This window comes from Nitrospira defluvii, from assembly GCF_905220995.1.
GTDB classification, from domain to species: domain Bacteria; phylum Nitrospirota; class Nitrospiria; order Nitrospirales; family Nitrospiraceae; genus Nitrospira_A; species Nitrospira_A defluvii_C.
The window spans coordinates 40,577-57,583 of the sequence record NZ_CAJNBJ010000021.1 but is presented as its reverse complement, the minus strand read 5'-3'; the positions used below and the strand labels follow the sequence as shown (position 1 = coordinate 57,583).

General features: G+C 61.1%; 23 protein-coding genes. 22 read left to right on the top strand and 1 reads right to left on the bottom strand.

The genetic code is table 11. The features are described 5' to 3' along the window. The first annotated feature begins 57 nt into the window (after positions 1 to 57). The 21 genes from KJA79_RS21875 (at position 58) to KJA79_RS21775 (ending at position 15,186) form a co-directional block, all read left to right on the top strand. The gene (locus KJA79_RS21875) at positions 58 to 1,029 is read left to right on the top strand and encodes a CobW family GTP-binding protein (protein WP_213044232.1); all 972 of its coding nucleotides are present in this window, start codon (positions 58 to 60) and stop codon (positions 1,027 to 1,029) included. After that, positions 1,017 to 2,084, top strand: coding sequence for a WD40 repeat domain-containing protein (locus KJA79_RS21870; protein ID WP_213044231.1), 1,068 nt, complete (start codon positions 1,017 to 1,019; stop codon positions 2,082 to 2,084). Before KJA79_RS21875 ends, KJA79_RS21870 begins: the two co-directional genes overlap by 13 nt. Next, positions 2,081 to 2,359: a hypothetical protein gene (locus tag KJA79_RS21865; protein WP_213044230.1), complete on the top strand. Its 279-nt coding sequence runs from the start codon at positions 2,081 to 2,083 to the stop codon at positions 2,357 to 2,359. The genes KJA79_RS21870 and KJA79_RS21865 overlap by 4 nt, the downstream gene beginning before the upstream one ends. Further along, positions 2,349 to 3,365, top strand: a complete 1,017-nt coding sequence (locus KJA79_RS21860) for a CobW family GTP-binding protein (protein WP_213044229.1) — start codon at positions 2,349 to 2,351, stop codon at positions 3,363 to 3,365. The genes KJA79_RS21865 and KJA79_RS21860 overlap by 11 nt, the downstream gene beginning before the upstream one ends. 13 nt (positions 3,366 to 3,378) lie before the next feature. Beyond that, entirely contained in the window at positions 3,379 to 3,669 is a 291-nt protein-coding gene (locus tag KJA79_RS21855) for a DUF3386 family protein (protein WP_213044228.1), read from the top strand. Then, the gene (locus tag KJA79_RS21850; RefSeq protein WP_213044227.1) at positions 3,669 to 4,022 is read left to right on the top strand and encodes a hypothetical protein; all 354 of its coding nucleotides are present in this window, start codon (positions 3,669 to 3,671) and stop codon (positions 4,020 to 4,022) included. The genes KJA79_RS21855 and KJA79_RS21850 overlap by 1 nt, the downstream gene beginning before the upstream one ends. Next, positions 4,019 to 4,567, top strand: coding sequence for a molybdenum cofactor biosynthesis protein B (moaB, locus tag KJA79_RS21845; protein WP_213044226.1), 549 nt, complete (start codon positions 4,019 to 4,021; stop codon positions 4,565 to 4,567). Before KJA79_RS21850 ends, moaB begins: the two co-directional genes overlap by 4 nt. A gap of 42 nt (positions 4,568 to 4,609) precedes the next feature. Next, positions 4,610 to 5,416, top strand: coding sequence for a ZIP family metal transporter (locus tag KJA79_RS21840; protein ID WP_213044225.1), 807 nt, complete (start codon positions 4,610 to 4,612; stop codon positions 5,414 to 5,416). 16 nt (positions 5,417 to 5,432) lie between these two features. After that, positions 5,433 to 6,005 carry a hypothetical protein gene (locus KJA79_RS21835; protein WP_213044224.1) on the top strand — a complete coding sequence of 191 codons (573 nt, stop codon included), beginning with the start codon at positions 5,433 to 5,435 and terminating at the stop codon, positions 6,003 to 6,005. Continuing rightward, positions 6,002 to 7,291, top strand: a complete 1,290-nt coding sequence (locus tag KJA79_RS21830) for a dihydroorotase (RefSeq protein ID WP_213044223.1) — start codon at positions 6,002 to 6,004, stop codon at positions 7,289 to 7,291. The genes KJA79_RS21835 and KJA79_RS21830 overlap by 4 nt, the downstream gene beginning before the upstream one ends. A 25-nt stretch (positions 7,292 to 7,316) precedes the next feature. Then, positions 7,317 to 7,529 carry a hypothetical protein gene (locus tag KJA79_RS21825; RefSeq protein WP_213044222.1) on the top strand — a complete coding sequence of 71 codons (213 nt, stop codon included), beginning with the start codon at positions 7,317 to 7,319 and terminating at the stop codon, positions 7,527 to 7,529. 36 nt (positions 7,530 to 7,565) lie between these two features. Continuing rightward, positions 7,566 to 7,781, top strand: coding sequence for a 30S ribosomal protein S18 (gene rpsR, locus KJA79_RS21820; protein ID WP_213044221.1), 216 nt, complete (start codon positions 7,566 to 7,568; stop codon positions 7,779 to 7,781). A 41-nt stretch (positions 7,782 to 7,822) separates the two neighbouring features. Further along, positions 7,823 to 8,128, top strand: coding sequence for a 30S ribosomal protein S14 (rpsN, locus tag KJA79_RS21815; protein WP_213044220.1), 306 nt, complete (start codon positions 7,823 to 7,825; stop codon positions 8,126 to 8,128). A gap of 86 nt (positions 8,129 to 8,214) precedes the next feature. Next, complete coding sequence (locus KJA79_RS21810) at positions 8,215 to 9,420, top strand: GTP-binding protein (RefSeq protein ID WP_213044219.1); 1,206 nt, start codon at positions 8,215 to 8,217, stop codon at positions 9,418 to 9,420. 13 nt (positions 9,421 to 9,433) lie between these two features. Beyond that, complete coding sequence (gene zigA, locus KJA79_RS21805; RefSeq protein WP_246507859.1) at positions 9,434 to 10,681, top strand: zinc metallochaperone GTPase ZigA; 1,248 nt, start codon at positions 9,434 to 9,436, stop codon at positions 10,679 to 10,681. Positions 10,682 to 10,717: 36 nt separating this feature from the next. Beyond that, the gene (gene rpmB / locus KJA79_RS21800; protein ID WP_213044218.1) at positions 10,718 to 10,954 is read left to right on the top strand and encodes a 50S ribosomal protein L28; all 237 of its coding nucleotides are present in this window, start codon (positions 10,718 to 10,720) and stop codon (positions 10,952 to 10,954) included. A gap of 221 nt (positions 10,955 to 11,175) precedes the next feature. Continuing rightward, a complete protein-coding gene (gene rpmG / locus KJA79_RS21795) occupies positions 11,176 to 11,334 on the top strand; it encodes a 50S ribosomal protein L33 (RefSeq protein WP_213044217.1) in 159 nt (52 codons plus the stop codon). A gap of 323 nt (positions 11,335 to 11,657) precedes the next feature. Beyond that, positions 11,658 to 11,960, top strand: a complete 303-nt coding sequence (locus KJA79_RS21790; protein ID WP_213044216.1) for a hypothetical protein — start codon at positions 11,658 to 11,660, stop codon at positions 11,958 to 11,960. A gap of 307 nt (positions 11,961 to 12,267) precedes the next feature. After that, a complete protein-coding gene (locus tag KJA79_RS21785) occupies positions 12,268 to 12,528 on the top strand; it encodes a hypothetical protein (protein WP_213044215.1) in 261 nt (86 codons plus the stop codon). Next, positions 12,528 to 12,866, top strand: a complete 339-nt coding sequence (locus tag KJA79_RS21780) for a hypothetical protein (protein WP_213044214.1) — start codon at positions 12,528 to 12,530, stop codon at positions 12,864 to 12,866. Before KJA79_RS21785 ends, KJA79_RS21780 begins: the two co-directional genes overlap by 1 nt. 94 nt (positions 12,867 to 12,960) lie before the next feature. Beyond that, positions 12,961 to 15,186, top strand: coding sequence for a TonB-dependent receptor (locus tag KJA79_RS21775; protein WP_213044213.1), 2,226 nt, complete (start codon positions 12,961 to 12,963; stop codon positions 15,184 to 15,186). A gap of 223 nt (positions 15,187 to 15,409) precedes the next feature. Here the strand turns inward: KJA79_RS21775 and KJA79_RS21770 are convergent, their stop codons facing one another. Beyond that, entirely contained in the window at positions 15,410 to 16,468 is a 1,059-nt protein-coding gene (locus KJA79_RS21770; protein ID WP_213044212.1) for a 3-deoxy-7-phosphoheptulonate synthase, read from the bottom strand. Between the two features lie 175 nt (positions 16,469 to 16,643). Between KJA79_RS21770 and KJA79_RS21765 the strand changes: the two genes are divergently transcribed. Continuing rightward, positions 16,644 to 16,964, top strand: a complete 321-nt coding sequence (locus KJA79_RS21765) for a hypothetical protein (protein ID WP_213044211.1) — start codon at positions 16,644 to 16,646, stop codon at positions 16,962 to 16,964. Positions 16,965 to 17,007: the final 43 nt, after the last annotated feature.

The window sequence follows — 17,007 nt, the reverse complement described above, 5'->3', positions numbered from 1 at the left end:
AGAAGGCGCGCATGGTCTGCGCGCTCTGTTGAGGACTTTCATTCATGGGAGGTGAGTATGGCTACCGATGTGATGGCGCCCGTGCCCGTGACGGTTCTGACGGGTTTTTTGGGCGCAGGAAAGACAACGTTGCTGAACCGAATTTTGACGACCGAACACGGCAAGCGTGTGGCGGTCATCGTCAATGAGTTCGGCGAAGTGGGGATCGACAATCAACTCGTCATCGGCGCCGACGAAGAAATATTTGAGATGAACAACGGCTGCATCTGCTGCACGGTGCGGGGCGATTTGATCCGCATCATCGGCAACCTCCTTAAGCGAAAAGATCGATTCGACTACATGGTGATCGAGACGACAGGGTTGGCCGATCCTGCGCCGGTGGCCCAGACCTTCTTTGTCGACGACGAGATGAAGCGGCGGTTGTCGCTCGACGGAATCGTCACCGTCGTCGACTCCAAACATATTTGGGATCACCTGGACAAGAGTCCAGAAGCCAAGGAGCAGGTCGCTTTTGCCGATGTGATCCTCCTCAACAAGATCGATCTGGTGCCGTCGGCCGAGGTTGATCGGCTCGAAGCTCGAATCAAGGCGATCAACGTCATGGCGAAGATTCATCGGACGAGGGATGCGCAGGTGGAGATCAACCGGTTGTTGAACATCGGTGCGTTCGATCTGAGCCGGAAGCTGGAGATCGATCAGAATTTCCTCGGCGAAGAAGCCCATGAACATGATCCGAGCGTCTTCTCTGTGGCGCTGGTCGAAGAAGGGGCGGTTGATGAGGGCAGAGTCAACGACTGGTTCCGCGAGGTGCTCTCCACCATGGGGACGCAGATCTACCGGATGAAGGGCATTCTGAACGTCGAAGGGCGAGACCAGCGGTTCGTGTTTCAGGGGGTCCATATGTTGTTCGACGGCAAGGCGGACCGAGCCTGGAAGAAGGGGGAAGCCCGCAGCAACCAACTGGTGTTTATCGGGAAAGACCTCGACCGCGCGGCGTTGACGAAAGGATTTCGGTCATGCCTCGTCTAGCCAAGTCGAAGGCGGTCATCACGTTGGGCTCGGTAGGGTATGCCACGCTCGGCGATTACATCAATCGCGTGGCCTTCTCTGCGGATGGCACCGGGCTGGCGGCTTGTTCCGCATCGGGACAAGTCTCGATCTGGCAGGTGCCTAGGTTGCAACCGATCGGCGATCTCAGAGGCCATGACCGGTCGGCGCTCACGCTCGCCTGGCATCCGAGCCGGAGCGAGTTGGCAACGGGTGGGCAGGATGGCGTCGTCCGGCTCTGGGGCCTCGATGCAAGCGCGGAGAGAGCCGTGCTTCCCGTGGGAGAGCAGGGTTCGTGGGTCGAACATCTGGCCTGGTCTCCGGACGGGCGCTTTCTGGCGGCATCGGCAGGGAAGAGCCTCAAGATTTGGGGCGTGGATGCGGCGAGTAGACCGCAGCTGGTTGCGGATGTGCCGGCGCACAAAACGACTGTGTCGGCGCTGTCCTGGATGCCGAATGGGGGCGGTGTCATTTCCTCCTGCTATGGAGGTGCGTGGCTCTGGAAGGTGGGAACGGACAAACCGGTGCGGCTGTTCCCGTACGACGGCGCGTTACTGTCTCTCGTGGTGAGTCCGAGCGGAGAATATCTGGCCTCGGGAAATCTCGACGGCTCGGTGCATTTGTTTCGCACGGACAGCGAGCAGAACTGGCACATGTCCGGCTATCCGATGAAGGTGACTTCGGTGCGATTCGACCATAACGGGCTCAATTTGTTCACTGCCTCCGGTCCGGCGCTTGTTGCCTGGAACATGAAAAAATTCGAAGGCACGGGAGGACGGCTCTTCAAAGGGCATCTGGGATGGATTCAGGAGATCGCCTGTCATCCCAACCTGTCGCTTGTCGCGACGGTTGGTGAAGACGGCCTCCTCTGTATCTGGGAGCCGCAGACCACGAAGCCGATTCTCAGCCAGGAAGTGAACAAGTGGGGCGGACTGTCATCGGTCGCCTGGAGTCTTCGCGGCACATGGCTGGCGACCGGCACGAATGACGGCGTGGTGTCGCTGTTCTCCGTGGAAGGCGTCGGAGGACGGTCATGAACTTGTTCGGAGGGCGTCGTACCATCGCTCCGGATCGGGCCGAGCGCATCAAGGCCTGGGCTCGCAGGCTGTGGGCACTGTCCGACGAGACCACCGTGATGGTGACGGAATTAGAGTGCCGTGAGCCGGGATGCCCGCCGATCGAAACCGTTATCGCGGTGCTCGAAGGGCCGGGACGAACGACACAATACACAATCCACAAAGCAGCCGACGAGGTGTCTCAAGCGGATGTCGAGGCGTTGGCGACTGGAGAGGAGCCGCACCATGCCCACTAAGGCCGCACAAGTCAGAGCCTCCGGTTCCCCGGTCTATGTGATCGCCGGTTTTCTCGGTAGCGGGAAAACCACGTTGCTGAAACGGGCGCTGGCCCATGAGTTGGAGCGTGGCATCAAGCCGGCCGTGCTGATGAACGAGTTCGGGGAAGTCGATGTCGACGGGGCTCTCCTGCATGACCATCCCCGGTCAAATGACATCGAGCTACAGTCCTTGCTGAGCGGGTGTATTTGCTGCGACCTGTCGGGAGCATTCACCGAGAAGGTCGGCCATCTTCTGAAAAAGACGCAGGGTGCTCCGCTGTTCGTCGAGACCACCGGCTTGGCGGACACCGGCCAGGTGGTGGTCGGCATTGAGAAGGCACTGGCGCAGCACTCAGCTAGGGCCCGGTTGGCCTCGGTGATCGTGATGGTCGACGCGCCGCGATTCCTGAAGCTCGGCGCATACTGGCCGGCGGCGGACGATCATCTGAAACAAGCCGACACGGTCGTCCTCAACAAACTCGACCAGATCGACGACCGGCAGGCCGCACTCGTGGAGCGGCGAGTCAGATCGGTCAATCCCGCAGCCCGCATTGTCAGGGCAATACATGCCGATGTCCCGATCGATCGACTGTTGGAGCGGCCGGCGGGAAGGCGCGTGGCACAGATAGTCACCGGTACGATCAAGGAATCAACGGCGGGATACCGGAGCGGCAGCTTCAAAATCCTGCGGCCGTTCGAGCCGGATCGGCTGGGGCGCTGGTTGAGGCGATATCAACGTTCCGTGGTGCGCCTGAAGGGATACGTCAGAGTTCAGGGGCGCCAGGGGATGCAGGAGGTGCAGTGGGTGATGGGATCGTTATCGATTGCGCCGTACCAGGGTGTGAAGCAGTCGCAGGCGAAGATTGTGGTGATCGGCCGGCGGGTGGCTTGGCAGCGGTTTCTGGAGGGGCTGGAGCGTTGTCTCGTGTGGCCGAGGCGGCGGGTGGTGCGTCGTCGTCCGGCCGGAAAGCGAGTGTCGCAATGAGGGAGGGACGGTCATGACGCCGGTGGAGAGCAAAGGACAAACCTTGGTCGATGATCCTGCTGCGCGCCTGCTGGTGAAAGATGCGCACAGCCGCATGTACAAGTGGCCGGCCTCGTTTGCCGGTTATCGGGCGCACGTGACGTTGAACGAGGATGGGCAATCGGTCGTGGGAATGGAGAGTTACGTCAACGAGTATTTGGAGGTGAACGGCATCTGGATGCCGCTGCGCCGTTGCATGTCGTTCGGAGAAAACGGGGTGGTCAAGATGCGGGTGATCGAGCTCTCACAACATGAGGTGTGGTGATGGATGACAATCAGATGGACCTGGCTCGCCTGATACCGGAGCGGCCGGAGTTGCGGGCAGGGGAACTGGCGCTGGACACAGCCCAGATCCGAGATGGCCGAACGGCCTCCATGTTGCCGCTGGTCGTGTTGTATCAACGGGCCTGGGACCTGGCGCAGGCGGCAGAAGTGTCCTTTGCCGGGCTGATGCATTCGGCGGAAGCGGCGGCCCTGGCAGATGCGATCCGGCATCTGTTGGACGAAGTCGGGGATCGTGAAGGCAGCACCAGGTGGTCGGTGAGGTTCTCGGAGGCCAGGCATTTAAGCGCGGTGCTGCAGGATGCACTCACGGAGGGAAAGGACACCGAATCATGACGGCGACGATTACAAGGGTGGCGGCTCCTGTGGATGTGGCGGTACTGACGGTGTCGGACAGTCGGACGCTGGAGCAGGATCGGAGTGGCGATACGATCGTCGATCGACTGACCCAGGCAGGTCACCGCCTCGCCGACCGACAGTTGTGCAAGGACGATTTTGAGACCATTCGATCGACCGTCGCCCGGTGGGTGGCGAACCCCATGATCGATTTTGTGATCGTGACGGGAGGAACCGGCGTCACGCGACGCGATGTCACGCCGGATGCCGTTCGCTCCCTGTTCACCAAACCAATTCCCGGGTTCGGTGAACTGTTTCGCTGGTTGAGTTATGGGGAAATCGGTACCTCGACGATTCAGTCGCGGGCCGATGCCGGCGTGTGTGTCGACACGATTGTGTTTCTGCTTCCCGGAAGTCCCGGGGCCTGCCGGCTCGGCATGGAGCAGATCATCCTGCCCCAGTTGGACATCCAGCATCGGCCCTGCAATCTGGTGGAGCTGCTGCCGAGGGTGCGAGATGAACAGGAGCCGCATGTCGACGCATAACGTCTTTATATTACAGGGCATGCGGGGTTGGAGGGCATTCGCATGATGGTCCCCGCCGAGCCGACCTGGGGATTTGCCGTTCTGATGGGGCTTCTCGGAAGTCTGGGTGCCTTGATCCCGGCCTGTCTCGTGCTGTTCATCTCCGATGGATGGCGGCACCGCGCGATGCCGTACCTCCTGAGTTACGCGACCGGGACGATGTTAGCCACCGCGATTATCGGCCTCATTCCCGAGGCGCTGGAACATATTCCGATTCTTGAAGTGGGCCTCTCCTTGCTGGCCGGATTGGTGTTGTTTTTCATCCTGGAGTGGACGGTGATCTGGCGGCACGCGCACGGGGACGAGTCCGGCCACGAGCCGCATTCTTCAAGGCATGACCATGGTCACGCCCATGGGATCGCGAAGAAGACCGGGATGCTCGTGTTGATCGGCGACGGGGTTCACAACATCGCGGACGGCATCGCCATTGGTGCCGCCTGTGTGGCGTCTCCAGGACTTGGTCTCGTGACGACGCTTGCGGTGCTGGGGCATGAAGTGCCGCAAGAGTTAAGCGATTTCACGATCCTTCTTTCCAGCGGGTTTTCCCGCTGGCGGGCGTTCTTCTGGAACACGGTCTCGGGGTTGGGCACCCTCGTCGGGGTGGTGATCGCCTATGGGGGGCTCGGGTATGCAGAAGCGATTGTGCCCTACGCGCTCAGCGTGGCGGCTGCCAGCTTCCTCTACATCGGGCTCGCGGATTTGGTGCCGGGGTTGCACGGGCGTGTCGGCGCCGCCAAGGGCCTGTGGCAATTCGCCATGATGATTGCGGGAATGGTCACAATCGGGGCGCTCACGATGTTGCCGCATTGATGGCGAGGAGGCGGGCATGGACTCGACGAGAAGGCAGGCGCAACTGGGCACGCAGACCATCCATTTAACGGGAATCGTCCCCGCACCCGGAGAGCGGCTTCGGGGAAAGTTCGTGGTTCCGGCCGCCAGGCGTGCGGACCGTCCGCTCACGGCCGAAGATCTCTGCCGAGGCGTGATCGTGGTCTCGACCCTTCCGAACATTCACAAGCATGCCTGCCTCTCACAGATCGTCGATTTGGAGGAACGAGGCCGTGCTCTATCCGAACAGCTGCGAATCGTGCACATCTCGGCGGATCACGAGAGCCATTGGCAGGAGGTCGATCAGTTCCATCCGAACATCCAGGCTGCCGGCTATTCGTTGTGCTCTGCGGATGCTGCGAGTCGTGAGGCGTTCGTGACCGCGTTCGGCGTCGGCGTGGAGGGGCACCGTCGTATTGCGCATGGGTTGTTCCTCCTGCGAGAGGGAGTGTTCCTGAAGAGCGAGGTACCGACGGATCAGATGAGGTCGGTCGAAGTGACTCAGTTCCTGCGGGACGCCGCTCGGTGTCTGATGACGGTCGAACGGAGCGCGATCGGCCGTCACTCATGATGCTGGTTCATGGCGGACGAGTATTGGACCCAGGTCATTACGTGGGCGAGGCCGATGTCTTGATCGGCGAAGGAAGAGTCATGGCTGTGCAGGCAGGGCTGGCCAAGCGTACTGATCTACGGCACGTGACCAGGATCGATGCAGAGGGATTGCTGGTGGTGCCGGGTTTTGTCGATCTCCACGCACACCTTCGGGAGCCGGGGTTTGAATACAAGGAGACGATTGCCACCGGAACTGCCGCCGCGGTGGCGGGTGGGTTTACCACGGTCTGTTGCATGCCGAATACGAATCCGGTCAACGATGACATCGCTGTGACTGCTTGGATCATCGAACGGACGAAAACCACGGCCTCTGCCCATGTCCATCCGATTGGAGCCATCACGCTGGGGTCGGCGGGCCGCGAACTCGCCGATTTTCGCGCACTGAAACAAGCCGGGTGTGTGGCGGTGTCCGACGACGGCCGGCCCGTCATGGGCGAGGAGATCATGCGGCGGGCGATGCAGTCTGCCGCCGAATTGGATATGCCGGTCATCGACCATTGCGAAGACACGAGGTCATCGGGATGCGGATGCATGAACGACGGGCCGGTGTCTCGGGCCATGGGGTGGCGGGGCATGCCCGGTGATGCGGAGTACCGAATGATCGCCCGCGACATCCGGTTGGCAAGGGACACCGGTGTCAGGCTGCACATCGCGCATCTGAGTACGGCAGACGGAGTCGAGATGGTGCGAAAGGCCAAGATGGATGGAGTACGGATCACGGCGGAAGTAAGCCCGCATCACTTTACGCTTACGGACGACGCAGTCCCTACGTATGGAGCCAATGCCAAGATGAATCCCCCCTTACGGCGTGAGCGGGATCGTGCCGCGGTCATCGAGGGTTTGGCGGATGGCACCATCGACGCGATCGCGACGGACCATGCCCCGCATGCGGAATACGAGAAACAGTGGGGAATGGATTGGGCGCCCTTCGGCGTCATCGGGTTGGAAACCGCCCTCGGATTGACCCTGGGGCTCGTCCAGCAAGGAAGAGTGACGTTGCAGCGCGCGATGACCTGTTTGACCAGCGCTCCGGCCGCGGTCTTGGGTCTGCCGAGGGGGACGCTCGAGCCGGGTGCCGCGGCCGACGTGACGGTGATCGACCCTGAAGCGTCCTGGACAGTGGATCCCGAACGGTTTCGATCCAAAAGCCGCAATACACCGTTTGCGGGCTGGGTGCTGAAGGGGCAGGTCGTACGGACCTTGGTGGCCGGGATGACTGTATATCAGCGTCCTGAAACGCTGTGATGAACGATTGACTATGAGGAGCACGATGACTGAATCGCTTGCAACGCCACCGTCAGGATTTATTGCGTTTCTCCCCAAAGAATATCAGGGGGAATTCTCGCGCGATTGGATTCTGGGACTCTCGCCGTTTTCCGACCCGACCTGTCGGCAGTGTTTTACCGTGCAGCAGGGGACATGGATCGGAATGGGCCCGAGGGAATGCGAGGAGCGCGACTTCACATGTGAGAAGCGGGGGTGATTGGCTGAGCTGCGTGTGTCGACGAAAGGGGGAGGAATGTTACCTGAACGACGGCGTCGAGTCATCGACGACACCACGTCCGTGGACTGGAAGAATGTCGAGTGGTTGCGGAGATTTCTGAGCGAACGGGGAAGAATGTTGCCGAGGCGAATGACGGGCAACAGTTTGCAGCGGCAACGGGTGATCGCGCAGGCCATCAAGCGGGCTCGCCATATGGCGCTGTTGCCGTTTGCGGGGTCGGAAGGATCGTAGTCTGGAAAATAGCCGGTTGATCAACCAATGAGGACAGAGCCATGGCCAAATTGAGCAGCCAGTTGAGAAACGAGAAGCGCAAGCAATTGGTGACGAAGTATGCCGAACAACGCCGAACCTTGAAAGCAGTCGTCAGGAACCAGGCCGCTAGTCTGGAAGAGAAACAGGAGGCCCAGAGCAGGTTGAACTCGTTGCCGCGCAATGCGTCTCCGGTGCGGGTCCGGAACCGTTGCGGGATTTCCGGTCGGGTGCGTGGCTATCTGAGACGATTCGGAATGTCGCGCATCGATTTCCGCTTGTTGGCGCTGAAGGGGGAGATTCCCGGCGTGCGGAAGTCAAGTTGGTGACCATGGGGTGGGAGCTCGAAGTCGGAAGATACCGGAGGTGACTCCTGTCGACTGAGCAGATCTCATCGCGTCCGTTGCCGGTCACGATGGTGTGCGGATGTGCTGGAGCGGGAAAGAGCAGGGTGATTCGGGAGTGGGTCGCCGAACGGGGAAGCGAACGATGGGCGTTGCTCCTCCACGACCGTAGCGAGCATGAGTGGGCGGCGGTCGACGGGACCGGTCACGCAATAGACATCTACTCGTTGGGGGAGTCATTGGCCGAATTGATGCGGTCGTGCGCGAGCTGTTCGTTTCGCGAAGCACTGACGGACGCAATTCTGACCATCGCCGGTATGCGTCGATTTGACCGATTGATCGTCGAATGTTCAGGTCTGGTCGAAGCGACCATGGCGGCGGCGGTCTTCAATGATGCCATTGCAGATGAGGAGCCGCTCGCCGGGCTGGCGCGACTGGATCAGCTGGTGACGGTCGTGGATGCCGCGACCGTCTGGGAAGGCGTTCGCAGCGCCGATGCGTTGGGGGAGCGGGGAATGAGTGGCGGCGAAGACGATACCAGGGTGCTCTCGGAACTGCTGGTGGAGCAGATCGAGCACTGCTCATTGATCGCTCTCAATCGGAGTGAAGCGATCGACGGGAACTGCCGTGAACGGGTCATCACGCTTCTCCGGTATCTGAATCCGGAGGCAGAGGTCCTGTTGGCGGCCGACAGGGTAGCAGGGGCAGCGCGCATTCTAGCTCCGAGGGACAGAGCGGAGCACGGCATCAGTTTCCAGCCCGGCTGGGCCAAGCTGATCGACGGGAACGACAGTCTGCCTGAGTCATCGCAAGAATGGAGCACTGGAGTGTTCCGCGCGAGCCGTCCGTTTCACCCGGAACGCTTGTGGCGCTGTGTTGAAGAGGACTGGCCCGGTGTCCTGCGGTGTAAGGGGTATTTCTGGCTGGCCTCGCAGCCTGACCGCTGCTTCTCCTGGGAGCAGACGGCCGGTAGTCGGCACTTCGAATGGGTGGGGCACTGGTGGGTGGCGACGCCGCAGCCTGAGTGGCCGACCAACGAGGCCTTTCTGCGCCGCCTGAAGTCGCAGTGGACGATCGAGTTCGGAGATCGCCGCCAGGAACTGGCGTGTATAGGGTATGGAGCCGACCAGGAGACGCTCTTCGCACGGCTGAAGCGGTGCCTGCTGACCACCGATGAACTCTTGCTCGGCGAGGAGGCCTGGCGCCGATTCGCCGACCCCTTCGAGCGGGCGACGCAGGAGGCGGGATCGCGCGAGGATGAAACGGATCCGGAATGAAAGGAGTCGAAGGATGACAACCACGATGGCGCAGGCCTCCCAGGACCGTCGATTGCCGGTGACGGTGCTGTCGGGATTCTTAGGAGCAGGGAAGACGACAGTGCTGAATCATGTCCTGCACAACCGCGAGGGACTTCGAGTGGCGGTGATCGTCAACGACATGAGTGAGGTGAACATCGACGCCGCCCTCGTGGAACAGGGGGGCGCGTCGTTGAGTCGTACTGAGGAACAGCTGGTGGAAATGAGTAACGGGTGTATCTGCTGCACCTTGCGGGAGGACCTCCTCAAAGAGGTGGCGCGTTTGGCGGAGGCGGGGCGATTCGATTACTTACTGATCGAGTCGACCGGGATCTCAGAGCCGATGCCGGTGGCGGAAACGTTTCAATTCCAGGACGAAGGCGGACGAAGTCTCTCGACGGTGGCCCGATTGGATACGATGGTCACCGTCATCGATGCGGCCAGTTTCCTGAAAGACTATCAGGAGGCGGAGGATCTGGCTGCGCGCGGATTGGCGCTCGGCGAGCAGGATGAGCGAACGATTACGGACCTTCTCATCGATCAGGTGGAATTTGCCAATGTGCTGGTCGTCAATAAGACGGATCTGGTGTCCTCGGGAGAATTGGCGACGCTGGAGGCGATTCTTGCGAAGCTGAATCCCGAGGCCCGGATCTTCCGTGCCGAGCAAGGGCGTGTTCCGGTGGCGGCGCTGCTCGACACCAAGCGCTTTGATTTTGAGCGGGCCGGCCAGGCGGCGGGTTGGATGAAGACCTTGCGCGGCGAGGAGTCTTCGGAAGCCGATGAATACGGGATCACGAGCTTCGTCTACCGGGCGCGGCGGCCGTTCCATCCGACACGCTGGTGGAACGCGATGCAACTGACGTGGCCTGGCGTGCTCCGATCCAAAGGGCTGTTTTGGATTGCGTCGAGGCCTGACTTGATCGGCCTCTGGTCGCAGGCCGGTGGGGCCGGTTCGGTGCGGTGGATCGGGCGCTGGTTTGCTGCGATCCCGGAAACGGAATGGCCGGACGGCGAGGCGGACCATCGGCGCATGGACAACGGCTGGGATCCCGAGTTCGGCGATCGGACACAGGAACTGGTCGTGATCGGACGGAATATGGACCAGATCTCACTCACCTCCATGCTTGACGAATGTCTGTTGACAGACGACGAATGGCGACCGGGTTTGGCCGAGTGGCGTGTAGCGGCGGATCCGTTTCCGCGACAGGCGCCCGATCCGGAACTGGAGTCGGCCGGCGCATAAGCCGGCTGGACATGAAGGGAAGCACAGGAGGACTTGATGGCACGCTATTGTCAGGTGACGGGAAAAAAGCCGATGGCCGGGAACCATGTGAGTCACGCAAACAACCGAACGAGGCGGAGGTTTTTGCCGAACCTTCAGCGGAAGCGTTATTTCCTGCCGGATGAGAACCGCTGGATCACGCTGTCGGTGTCGACCCGTGGCATGAGAATCATCGATAAGAAGGGGCTGGCGCGCGTGGTGGCGGATCTGCGGGCGGCCGGCCAGACGTTCTAACAGGATGCGGAAAAAGTCCGCCAGCGGCGTTCTCGCATCGCTCAGAGGCTCACCGTACGGCACAAGTACGATTCGCCTCTTCGTTCGCTGCGGCCTTGCTGGACGGCCTTTTTGCGCATCCTGCGGGCTATTCTGACGCGACACGGCCCGTGCGCGAAATGCGACGTATGACGCAATCATCGAGTTTTTCCGTAGACTACTAAGCGACAAAGGACGACATCATGCGTGAGATCGTGGCATTGGCTTGCACCGGTTGTGAGACGCCGGGCATGTCGGTCTATTGGACAACGAAGAATAAGAAGCATGATCCGGATCGCATTGAGTTGAAGAAATACTGCGCGCGTCGCCGACAGCATGCGACGCACAAGGAAAAGCGATAGGTCATCATGCCGGTTTATGAATATCAGGCACACGACTGCCGGGGGCCCGCCGACTGTCCGAAGCGATTCGCCTTTTGGCAGTCGATGAATGACCACCCTGTCACGAATTGCGTGATATGTCGGGCTCCCTTGGAACGTATTCCCTCCCTGTTTTCGGCCGGGGTTGGTCTTGTCGCGCGCAGCGCCGGGATGGCCGATGCCCCGGCAGGATCGCAAGCGCCTCCGGCGACCGTGAAGAACATCTTCGGGGGCGGGCTCAATATCCAGGGTTGCGGTCATGGCCCGCTCCCCGGCCACGATACTTCGTCGAGCGAGGAATCGCCATGATTCGAGGTCGCGCCTCTCGCGCCAGCATCCTCATCCTGCCCCTGTATCTGACGCTGGCCTTATCCTTGCCGATGGTCCTGCTCGACCATGAGCTGGGTGTCTTGACGGGAGACCCGGCCCACGGGGCCCTCGACGACCACGCCTGGCTCGACCATGCGGCAGAGTCCGGCCTGTCTGAGTGCGGGCCCTTGCTTGAGGCCAGGAATCTTCCGGTCTCCCTGGTCCCCCAGATTCATCCGAATCCCTCGCTCGGCTTCTATCGCAAGTCCGATCTGAGTCGCGGTCCACCCCTTGTCTGACAGTTCTCCTCGTTCATTCGTACGTCGGATGTCACGCAAGCCGTACCAAGCGCTTGCAAAGGCTCGTCGTGCCTCAATTCATTCGAGGAGACCGCACGCATCTTAAAGACCATGGCTTGCTGGATGCGTCGGGGGGGAGCGGATGAACGACGGATCTCCGTTGTGTCTGTCGTCGTGTGCCACAAATCGCTATTTGCAGATTGAGAGATCAGGGCCACGATCGGGTATTCCGTGACTATTCACAGGCGAGACGGTTGTGAACCGACGTTGATAGGCCGTCTCGCTGAGTCGGCAGGAAGGGGTGACCATGTCTGATTATGAATTCCGCTGTTGCGGAAACCATCGGCGGAGTCTGGTGGCACGGTTGTTCATGCGGGAACGGCGGCGCACGCAAGAGCGCTACGTTGTGAAACCGGATGGGGTGAGCACACCGGCGGGACCGGCGCTCCGAATCACCGCGCGCCATCGCTGCCGGGCCGTCCGGCAAGCCATGCGGACGAGACTGGTGAAAGGATTGTTGCGACGTCTGGGGTTGCCGCTCGGTCTGAGTCTGGGAATGTTCCTCTGATGTCCATTCCGACCCTCATGATCCGTCTCTGCTTCGTGCTCGCGTATCTGGTGCTGGCACTGCCGCTGCCCCTTGTCCTGCTCGATCACCAATTGGGACTGTTGATGGGTAATCCGGCGCACACGACCCTGGATGATCACGCCTGGCTCGACCATGCAGCCGGGGCGGGCGAGGTGTCCGGAGGGAGCGCCTCTTGCGTCGCGGAGGTGTTCGCGCCGACGAGCGATTCGAGTCAAGTCCTTAGCGCATCCTTTGAAGTGTCGCTTCCTTCCGTTCGTGGTCCTCCTCCCCCAATCCGGTCACGCGCAGAGTACCTGAGTCGGGGTGGCCCGGCGTGAGGTGGACCCGCCCGGTGTGTGCCGGTGCGGGAGCAATTGCCATCATCTTTGCAAGCAGTGGAGGGGGCGAGCTGCCTCGTGGGGGAGGAGTGCCGTGACTCAGTATCGTCAAATTATGGTGGGTGTTGTCATATGGCTAGTGGGGAGTATCGCCATCGGGTCGGATCCGATCTTGGCGGAATCCGGTGGCATGGAAAGTTCAGGGGAGCTGGAATTACCGGTGGTGGAGGTGCGAGACCAACCGATTCAGACCGGCGGAACGGGATCGTTGCATTTGGAAGAGGTCAGCCAGTCGGCGAGCCGGTTGGGCGTCTCGATTCGGGAGATCCCGGCCAGTGTGGAAGTAGTCGATCAGACCCTGATGCAGGAGCGTGGACTTCGGACAATCTCAGAAGCCGTGCAGGGGGCCACCGGGCTGTCGGTGGGCGACTCGCCCGGCAACCCCGTCAATTTCTCCATGCGCGGTTTTACGAACAATCAACTGCGGCTGCTGTATGACGGTCTCCTCCTTGGGCCGGCGCAAATGACATCACGGCCGCGGGACACGTGGAATCTCGACCGGATCGAAGTGCTCAAGGGGCCGGCATCCGTGCTCTACGGCGAGGGAGCGTTGGGCGGGGCGATCAATTTTGTGACGAAACGTCCGTTCCGGGAGGATCATGTGGTCACCGATGCGCTGTTGTCCATCGGCTCCTTCAATACGCTTCGAACGGCATTGGGCAGCGGCGGGCCGCTGGGATCAAACAAGCTCCACTACCGTGTCGATCTCAGTTATCAGAGCGCGGACCACTACGCCGGTGTGCAGCGGTCGCCCTATACGTATTGGAACCTGACGAGCGCCTTGTTGTACGCCGCCGCCTCCTCCCTCACCCTCGAGCTCTCCTTCGACGTCACACACGACCGGAGCGTGCCCTACTGGGGGACTCCGTTGATACCGGGAGGGTTTGCCGGGTCGTCGGCGATCAACGGAGTCGTCACGACCAACGACGGCCGGACGATCGATGGCCGGATTCTCCGGCAGAATTTCAATGTCGTCGATGCCGACATGAGTGCGACGACCTACTGGACGAAGTTCAAGACGAACTGGCAGCCGGTACACACCATCGAACTCCGCAATCAGGCCTACTACTACTGGGCCGAACGCAACTGGCAGAACGCCGAGACGTACCAGTTCAATCCGGGTACGCAATTGATCGATCGAGACCGGTTCTTTGTGCAGCATGATCAGTACATTGTCGGCGATCGGCTGGAGGCTCAGATCAAGGAGCGGCTCTTTGAGCACGGAAACCGGTTTGTGATCGGCGTGGAATTCAGCCATCTGCATCTGAACCGCCCCAGCTTCTTCGGCGGGGGAGACAGCATCGATCCGCTGGCGATCCCGAGCGGGTCCTTCGGATCGATCACCTCGGCTGAGCAGCGGACGACGATCACGACTGCGGCGCTGTTTGTCGAGGAACAATTCAACCTTAGCGATTCGCTCAAACTCGTGGGTGGCCTGCGGCACGATCATATCGACCTTGACCGGAAGTTGTTCAGCGCATCCGGGGCGCTGAATTCGACGGCCAGTTTCGAGCGAGATTTCAATCCGACGACCTGGCGAGCGGGATTGGTCTATGACCTGCTGCCGACGTTGACCCTCTACGGTCAGTACTCCACGGCGGCGGATCCGGTCGGGACCAATGTGTTCATCGTGCGGGCGGCGGAGAATTTTGATTTGGCGACCGGTGCGCAGTGGGAAGTCGGCGCAAAGGGACAGATGTGGCACAACCGGGCCGAGTGGACGGTGGCCTATTTCGACATCTATCGAAAGAACATCCTGACACAAACGACTCTGACGACGGCGCAGAACGTGGGTCGACAGACGTCGAAGGGCATCGAGCTGAGCGGCGCCATCCGGCCGACCGATGCCTGGCGATTGCAGGGAAACTTTACGGTCCTATCAGCACGGTTTGCTGATTTCTCCGAGTCGGCGGGCAGCAGCGTCGCGAGTCGTGGCGGTAACCGGCCGCCGAACGTGCCGGAAGTGATGGCGAATCTATGGAGCGTGTATCGGGTGCCGTTTGTCGTGCCGTTCGATCTCGGCGCGGCGTTCCGGTATGTCGGCCACCGCTACGCGGATAACGCGAACGCCGTCCGGCTCAATGCCTACATGACCACGGACGCCTGGGTCTCGGTTCCGTACAAGAACATGACCTTCATGCTACGCGGCCGCAATTTGCTCGATAAGACCTATGCCATCTGGGCGGACCCGTTCTACCCCAGTCAGGTTCTGATCGGGGCCCCGAGGACGGTGGAACTCATGATGACGGCGCGGTTCTGAGATGACGTTATGCGCGAGGGGCGTCGAGGTGTCGATGGTTCATCGGGCCATGGAGGGTCGGCTTGTCGGGAGGTGGCGGATGTGGGCGACGGAGCAGGGCGACAGCTCGAAGACCGGGCCTTAACTTCTGCGAGTGCGGTCGGTGGAAGACCCCGGAAGGAGGTTCCCCTTTCAGATCACAGGCAGCGTCCGAGTATTGGAGGAGAGACCACGTTGTGGTCCGCTACACCGCCTTGGCGGCGAGCGACTCCGCCATGCCGTACAGCAACGCTTCGGTGTCGTTCCAGCCCAGGCAGGAATCGGTGATGGACATGCCGTAGGTCAAGGCCTTGTTCGGGTCCCAGCTTTGCCGGCCGCCCTGCAGGTGGCTCTCCAACATGAGGCCCATGATCGAACGGCGGCCCTGCTGGAATTGCTTGAGGACTTCACCGGCCACTTCCACTTGGCGCTGGTGGTTTTTGCCGGAATTGTCGTGCGAGCAGTCCACCATCACACCGCGGGCCAACCCCTCGCTGGCGACAGCCGCTTCCGCGCGGGCGATATCTTCGACACTGTAGTTGGTGCGTCCGCCGCCGCCGCGCAGCACGATGTGATGGTCGGGGTTCCCGGTGGTCTTGATAATCGAGGTGATGCCGTCCGCGTTGACGCCGACAAAATGGTGTGGGCTGCGGCTGGTGATCATCGCATTGATGGCCACTTGCAGGCTGCCTTCCGTGCCGTTCTTAAACCCGACCGGCATGGAGAGGCCGCTGGCCATTTCCCGGTGAATCTGGCTTTCGGTTGTCCGCGCGCCGATCGCGGTCCAGCTCAGCAGGTCGGCAATGTACTGCGGGGTAACCGGGTCGAGCAGTTCCGTGGCGCAGGGCAGACCCTTGCCGTTGATGTTCAGGAGGATCGTGCGGGCCAATTGGATGCCTTGGGCGATCTCGCACGTGCCGTCGAGATGGGGATCGTTGATCAGGCCCTTCCAGCCGACCGTCGTTCGAGGCTTTTCAAAGTAGGTGCGCATGACGACCAGCAGCTTCTCGCGCACGGCATCGGCGACCGGTTTGAGCCGGTCGGCATATTCGTAGGCGGCAGCAGGGTCATGGATCGAGCAGGGGCCGACAATCACGATGAGCCGGTCGTTGTCACGGCCGTGCAGGATGTTTCTGATCGCCTGTCTGGTCTGAAACACCAGCTCGGACACCGCGTCCGTGATGGGCAGTTGCGTCTTGACCTCGCGGGGTGAGGGCAGCGGCTTGATTTCAATGACGTGCTGGTTGTCTATCGGCCTGGTCATGGTGGTCCTTGTTGAAAGGTCTGGCGAGTTCGCGTGGCAATCCGAGATTGCGAGTTAACATATCGAATTCTGTAGGATAAAGTCCAGTGTGAGGGAGCACCGGAGGATCGGCTTGCATTCGCGGCGGCCCCTTTGTTACAACTCACGCCTTACGAATCTGTCGGTCTGGACGGTGATGTTTCGTCATTGTGCCCGCAACAAAACCTGCTCCGTTGTCGCGCTTCTCGTCGCGTGCCTCCTGCTCGCGATGGCGCCCTTTGCCGCCGCGCTGGAGATTCACCACGAGCTGGCGGCTGCCGACCATGATGGGCACGAACATTCCGACACCGACCTCTGCCAGTGGGTGCAGTATCACACCGGGCACTCGCTGATCGGTGACGCGCCGGTCCCCTGTGCGTTCATGGCCCATGCGCCGCCGCAAGTGGTGCGCGCACCGATTCTCGTCTCTCAATCGCTCCCTGCATCCCGCGCCTCCCGGGCGCCGCCTCTGACCTAACCTCAACACCATCGTTCGATTCCATTGTGGCGTTCACCGCTTC

Coding starts and splice junctions, on each gene's coding strand:
- KJA79_RS21870 (WP_213044231.1), top strand. CDS start 1,017: ATGCCTCGTCTAGCCAAGTCGAAGGCGGTCATCACGTTGGGCTCGGTA.
- KJA79_RS21785 (WP_213044215.1), top strand. CDS start 12,268: ATGTCTGATTATGAATTCCGCTGTTGCGGAAACCATCGGCGGAGTCTG.
- KJA79_RS21780 (WP_213044214.1), top strand. CDS start 12,528: ATGTCCATTCCGACCCTCATGATCCGTCTCTGCTTCGTGCTCGCGTAT.
- KJA79_RS21810 (WP_213044219.1), top strand. CDS start 8,215: ATGGTGTGCGGATGTGCTGGAGCGGGAAAGAGCAGGGTGATTCGGGAG.
- rpmB (WP_213044218.1), top strand. CDS start 10,718: ATGGCACGCTATTGTCAGGTGACGGGAAAAAAGCCGATGGCCGGGAAC.
- KJA79_RS21855 (WP_213044228.1), top strand. CDS start 3,379: ATGACGCCGGTGGAGAGCAAAGGACAAACCTTGGTCGATGATCCTGCT.
- KJA79_RS21770 (WP_213044212.1), bottom strand. CDS start 16,468: ATGACCAGGCCGATAGACAACCAGCACGTCATTGAAATCAAGCCGCTG.
- KJA79_RS21825 (WP_213044222.1), top strand. CDS start 7,317: ATGACTGAATCGCTTGCAACGCCACCGTCAGGATTTATTGCGTTTCTC.
- KJA79_RS21850 (WP_213044227.1), top strand. CDS start 3,669: ATGGATGACAATCAGATGGACCTGGCTCGCCTGATACCGGAGCGGCCG.
- rpsN (WP_213044220.1), top strand. CDS start 7,823: ATGGCCAAATTGAGCAGCCAGTTGAGAAACGAGAAGCGCAAGCAATTG.
- KJA79_RS21765 (WP_213044211.1), top strand. CDS start 16,644: ATGTTTCGTCATTGTGCCCGCAACAAAACCTGCTCCGTTGTCGCGCTT.
- rpsR (WP_213044221.1), top strand. CDS start 7,566: ATGTTACCTGAACGACGGCGTCGAGTCATCGACGACACCACGTCCGTG.
- rpmG (WP_213044217.1), top strand. CDS start 11,176: ATGCGTGAGATCGTGGCATTGGCTTGCACCGGTTGTGAGACGCCGGGC.
- zigA (WP_246507859.1), top strand. CDS start 9,434: ATGACAACCACGATGGCGCAGGCCTCCCAGGACCGTCGATTGCCGGTG.
- KJA79_RS21865 (WP_213044230.1), top strand. CDS start 2,081: ATGAACTTGTTCGGAGGGCGTCGTACCATCGCTCCGGATCGGGCCGAG.
- KJA79_RS21875 (WP_213044232.1), top strand. CDS start 58: ATGGCTACCGATGTGATGGCGCCCGTGCCCGTGACGGTTCTGACGGGT.
- KJA79_RS21860 (WP_213044229.1), top strand. CDS start 2,349: ATGCCCACTAAGGCCGCACAAGTCAGAGCCTCCGGTTCCCCGGTCTAT.
- KJA79_RS21840 (WP_213044225.1), top strand. CDS start 4,610: ATGATGGTCCCCGCCGAGCCGACCTGGGGATTTGCCGTTCTGATGGGG.
- KJA79_RS21790 (WP_213044216.1), top strand. CDS start 11,658: ATGATTCGAGGTCGCGCCTCTCGCGCCAGCATCCTCATCCTGCCCCTG.
- moaB (WP_213044226.1), top strand. CDS start 4,019: ATGACGGCGACGATTACAAGGGTGGCGGCTCCTGTGGATGTGGCGGTA.
- KJA79_RS21835 (WP_213044224.1), top strand. CDS start 5,433: ATGGACTCGACGAGAAGGCAGGCGCAACTGGGCACGCAGACCATCCAT.
- KJA79_RS21830 (WP_213044223.1), top strand. CDS start 6,002: ATGATGCTGGTTCATGGCGGACGAGTATTGGACCCAGGTCATTACGTG.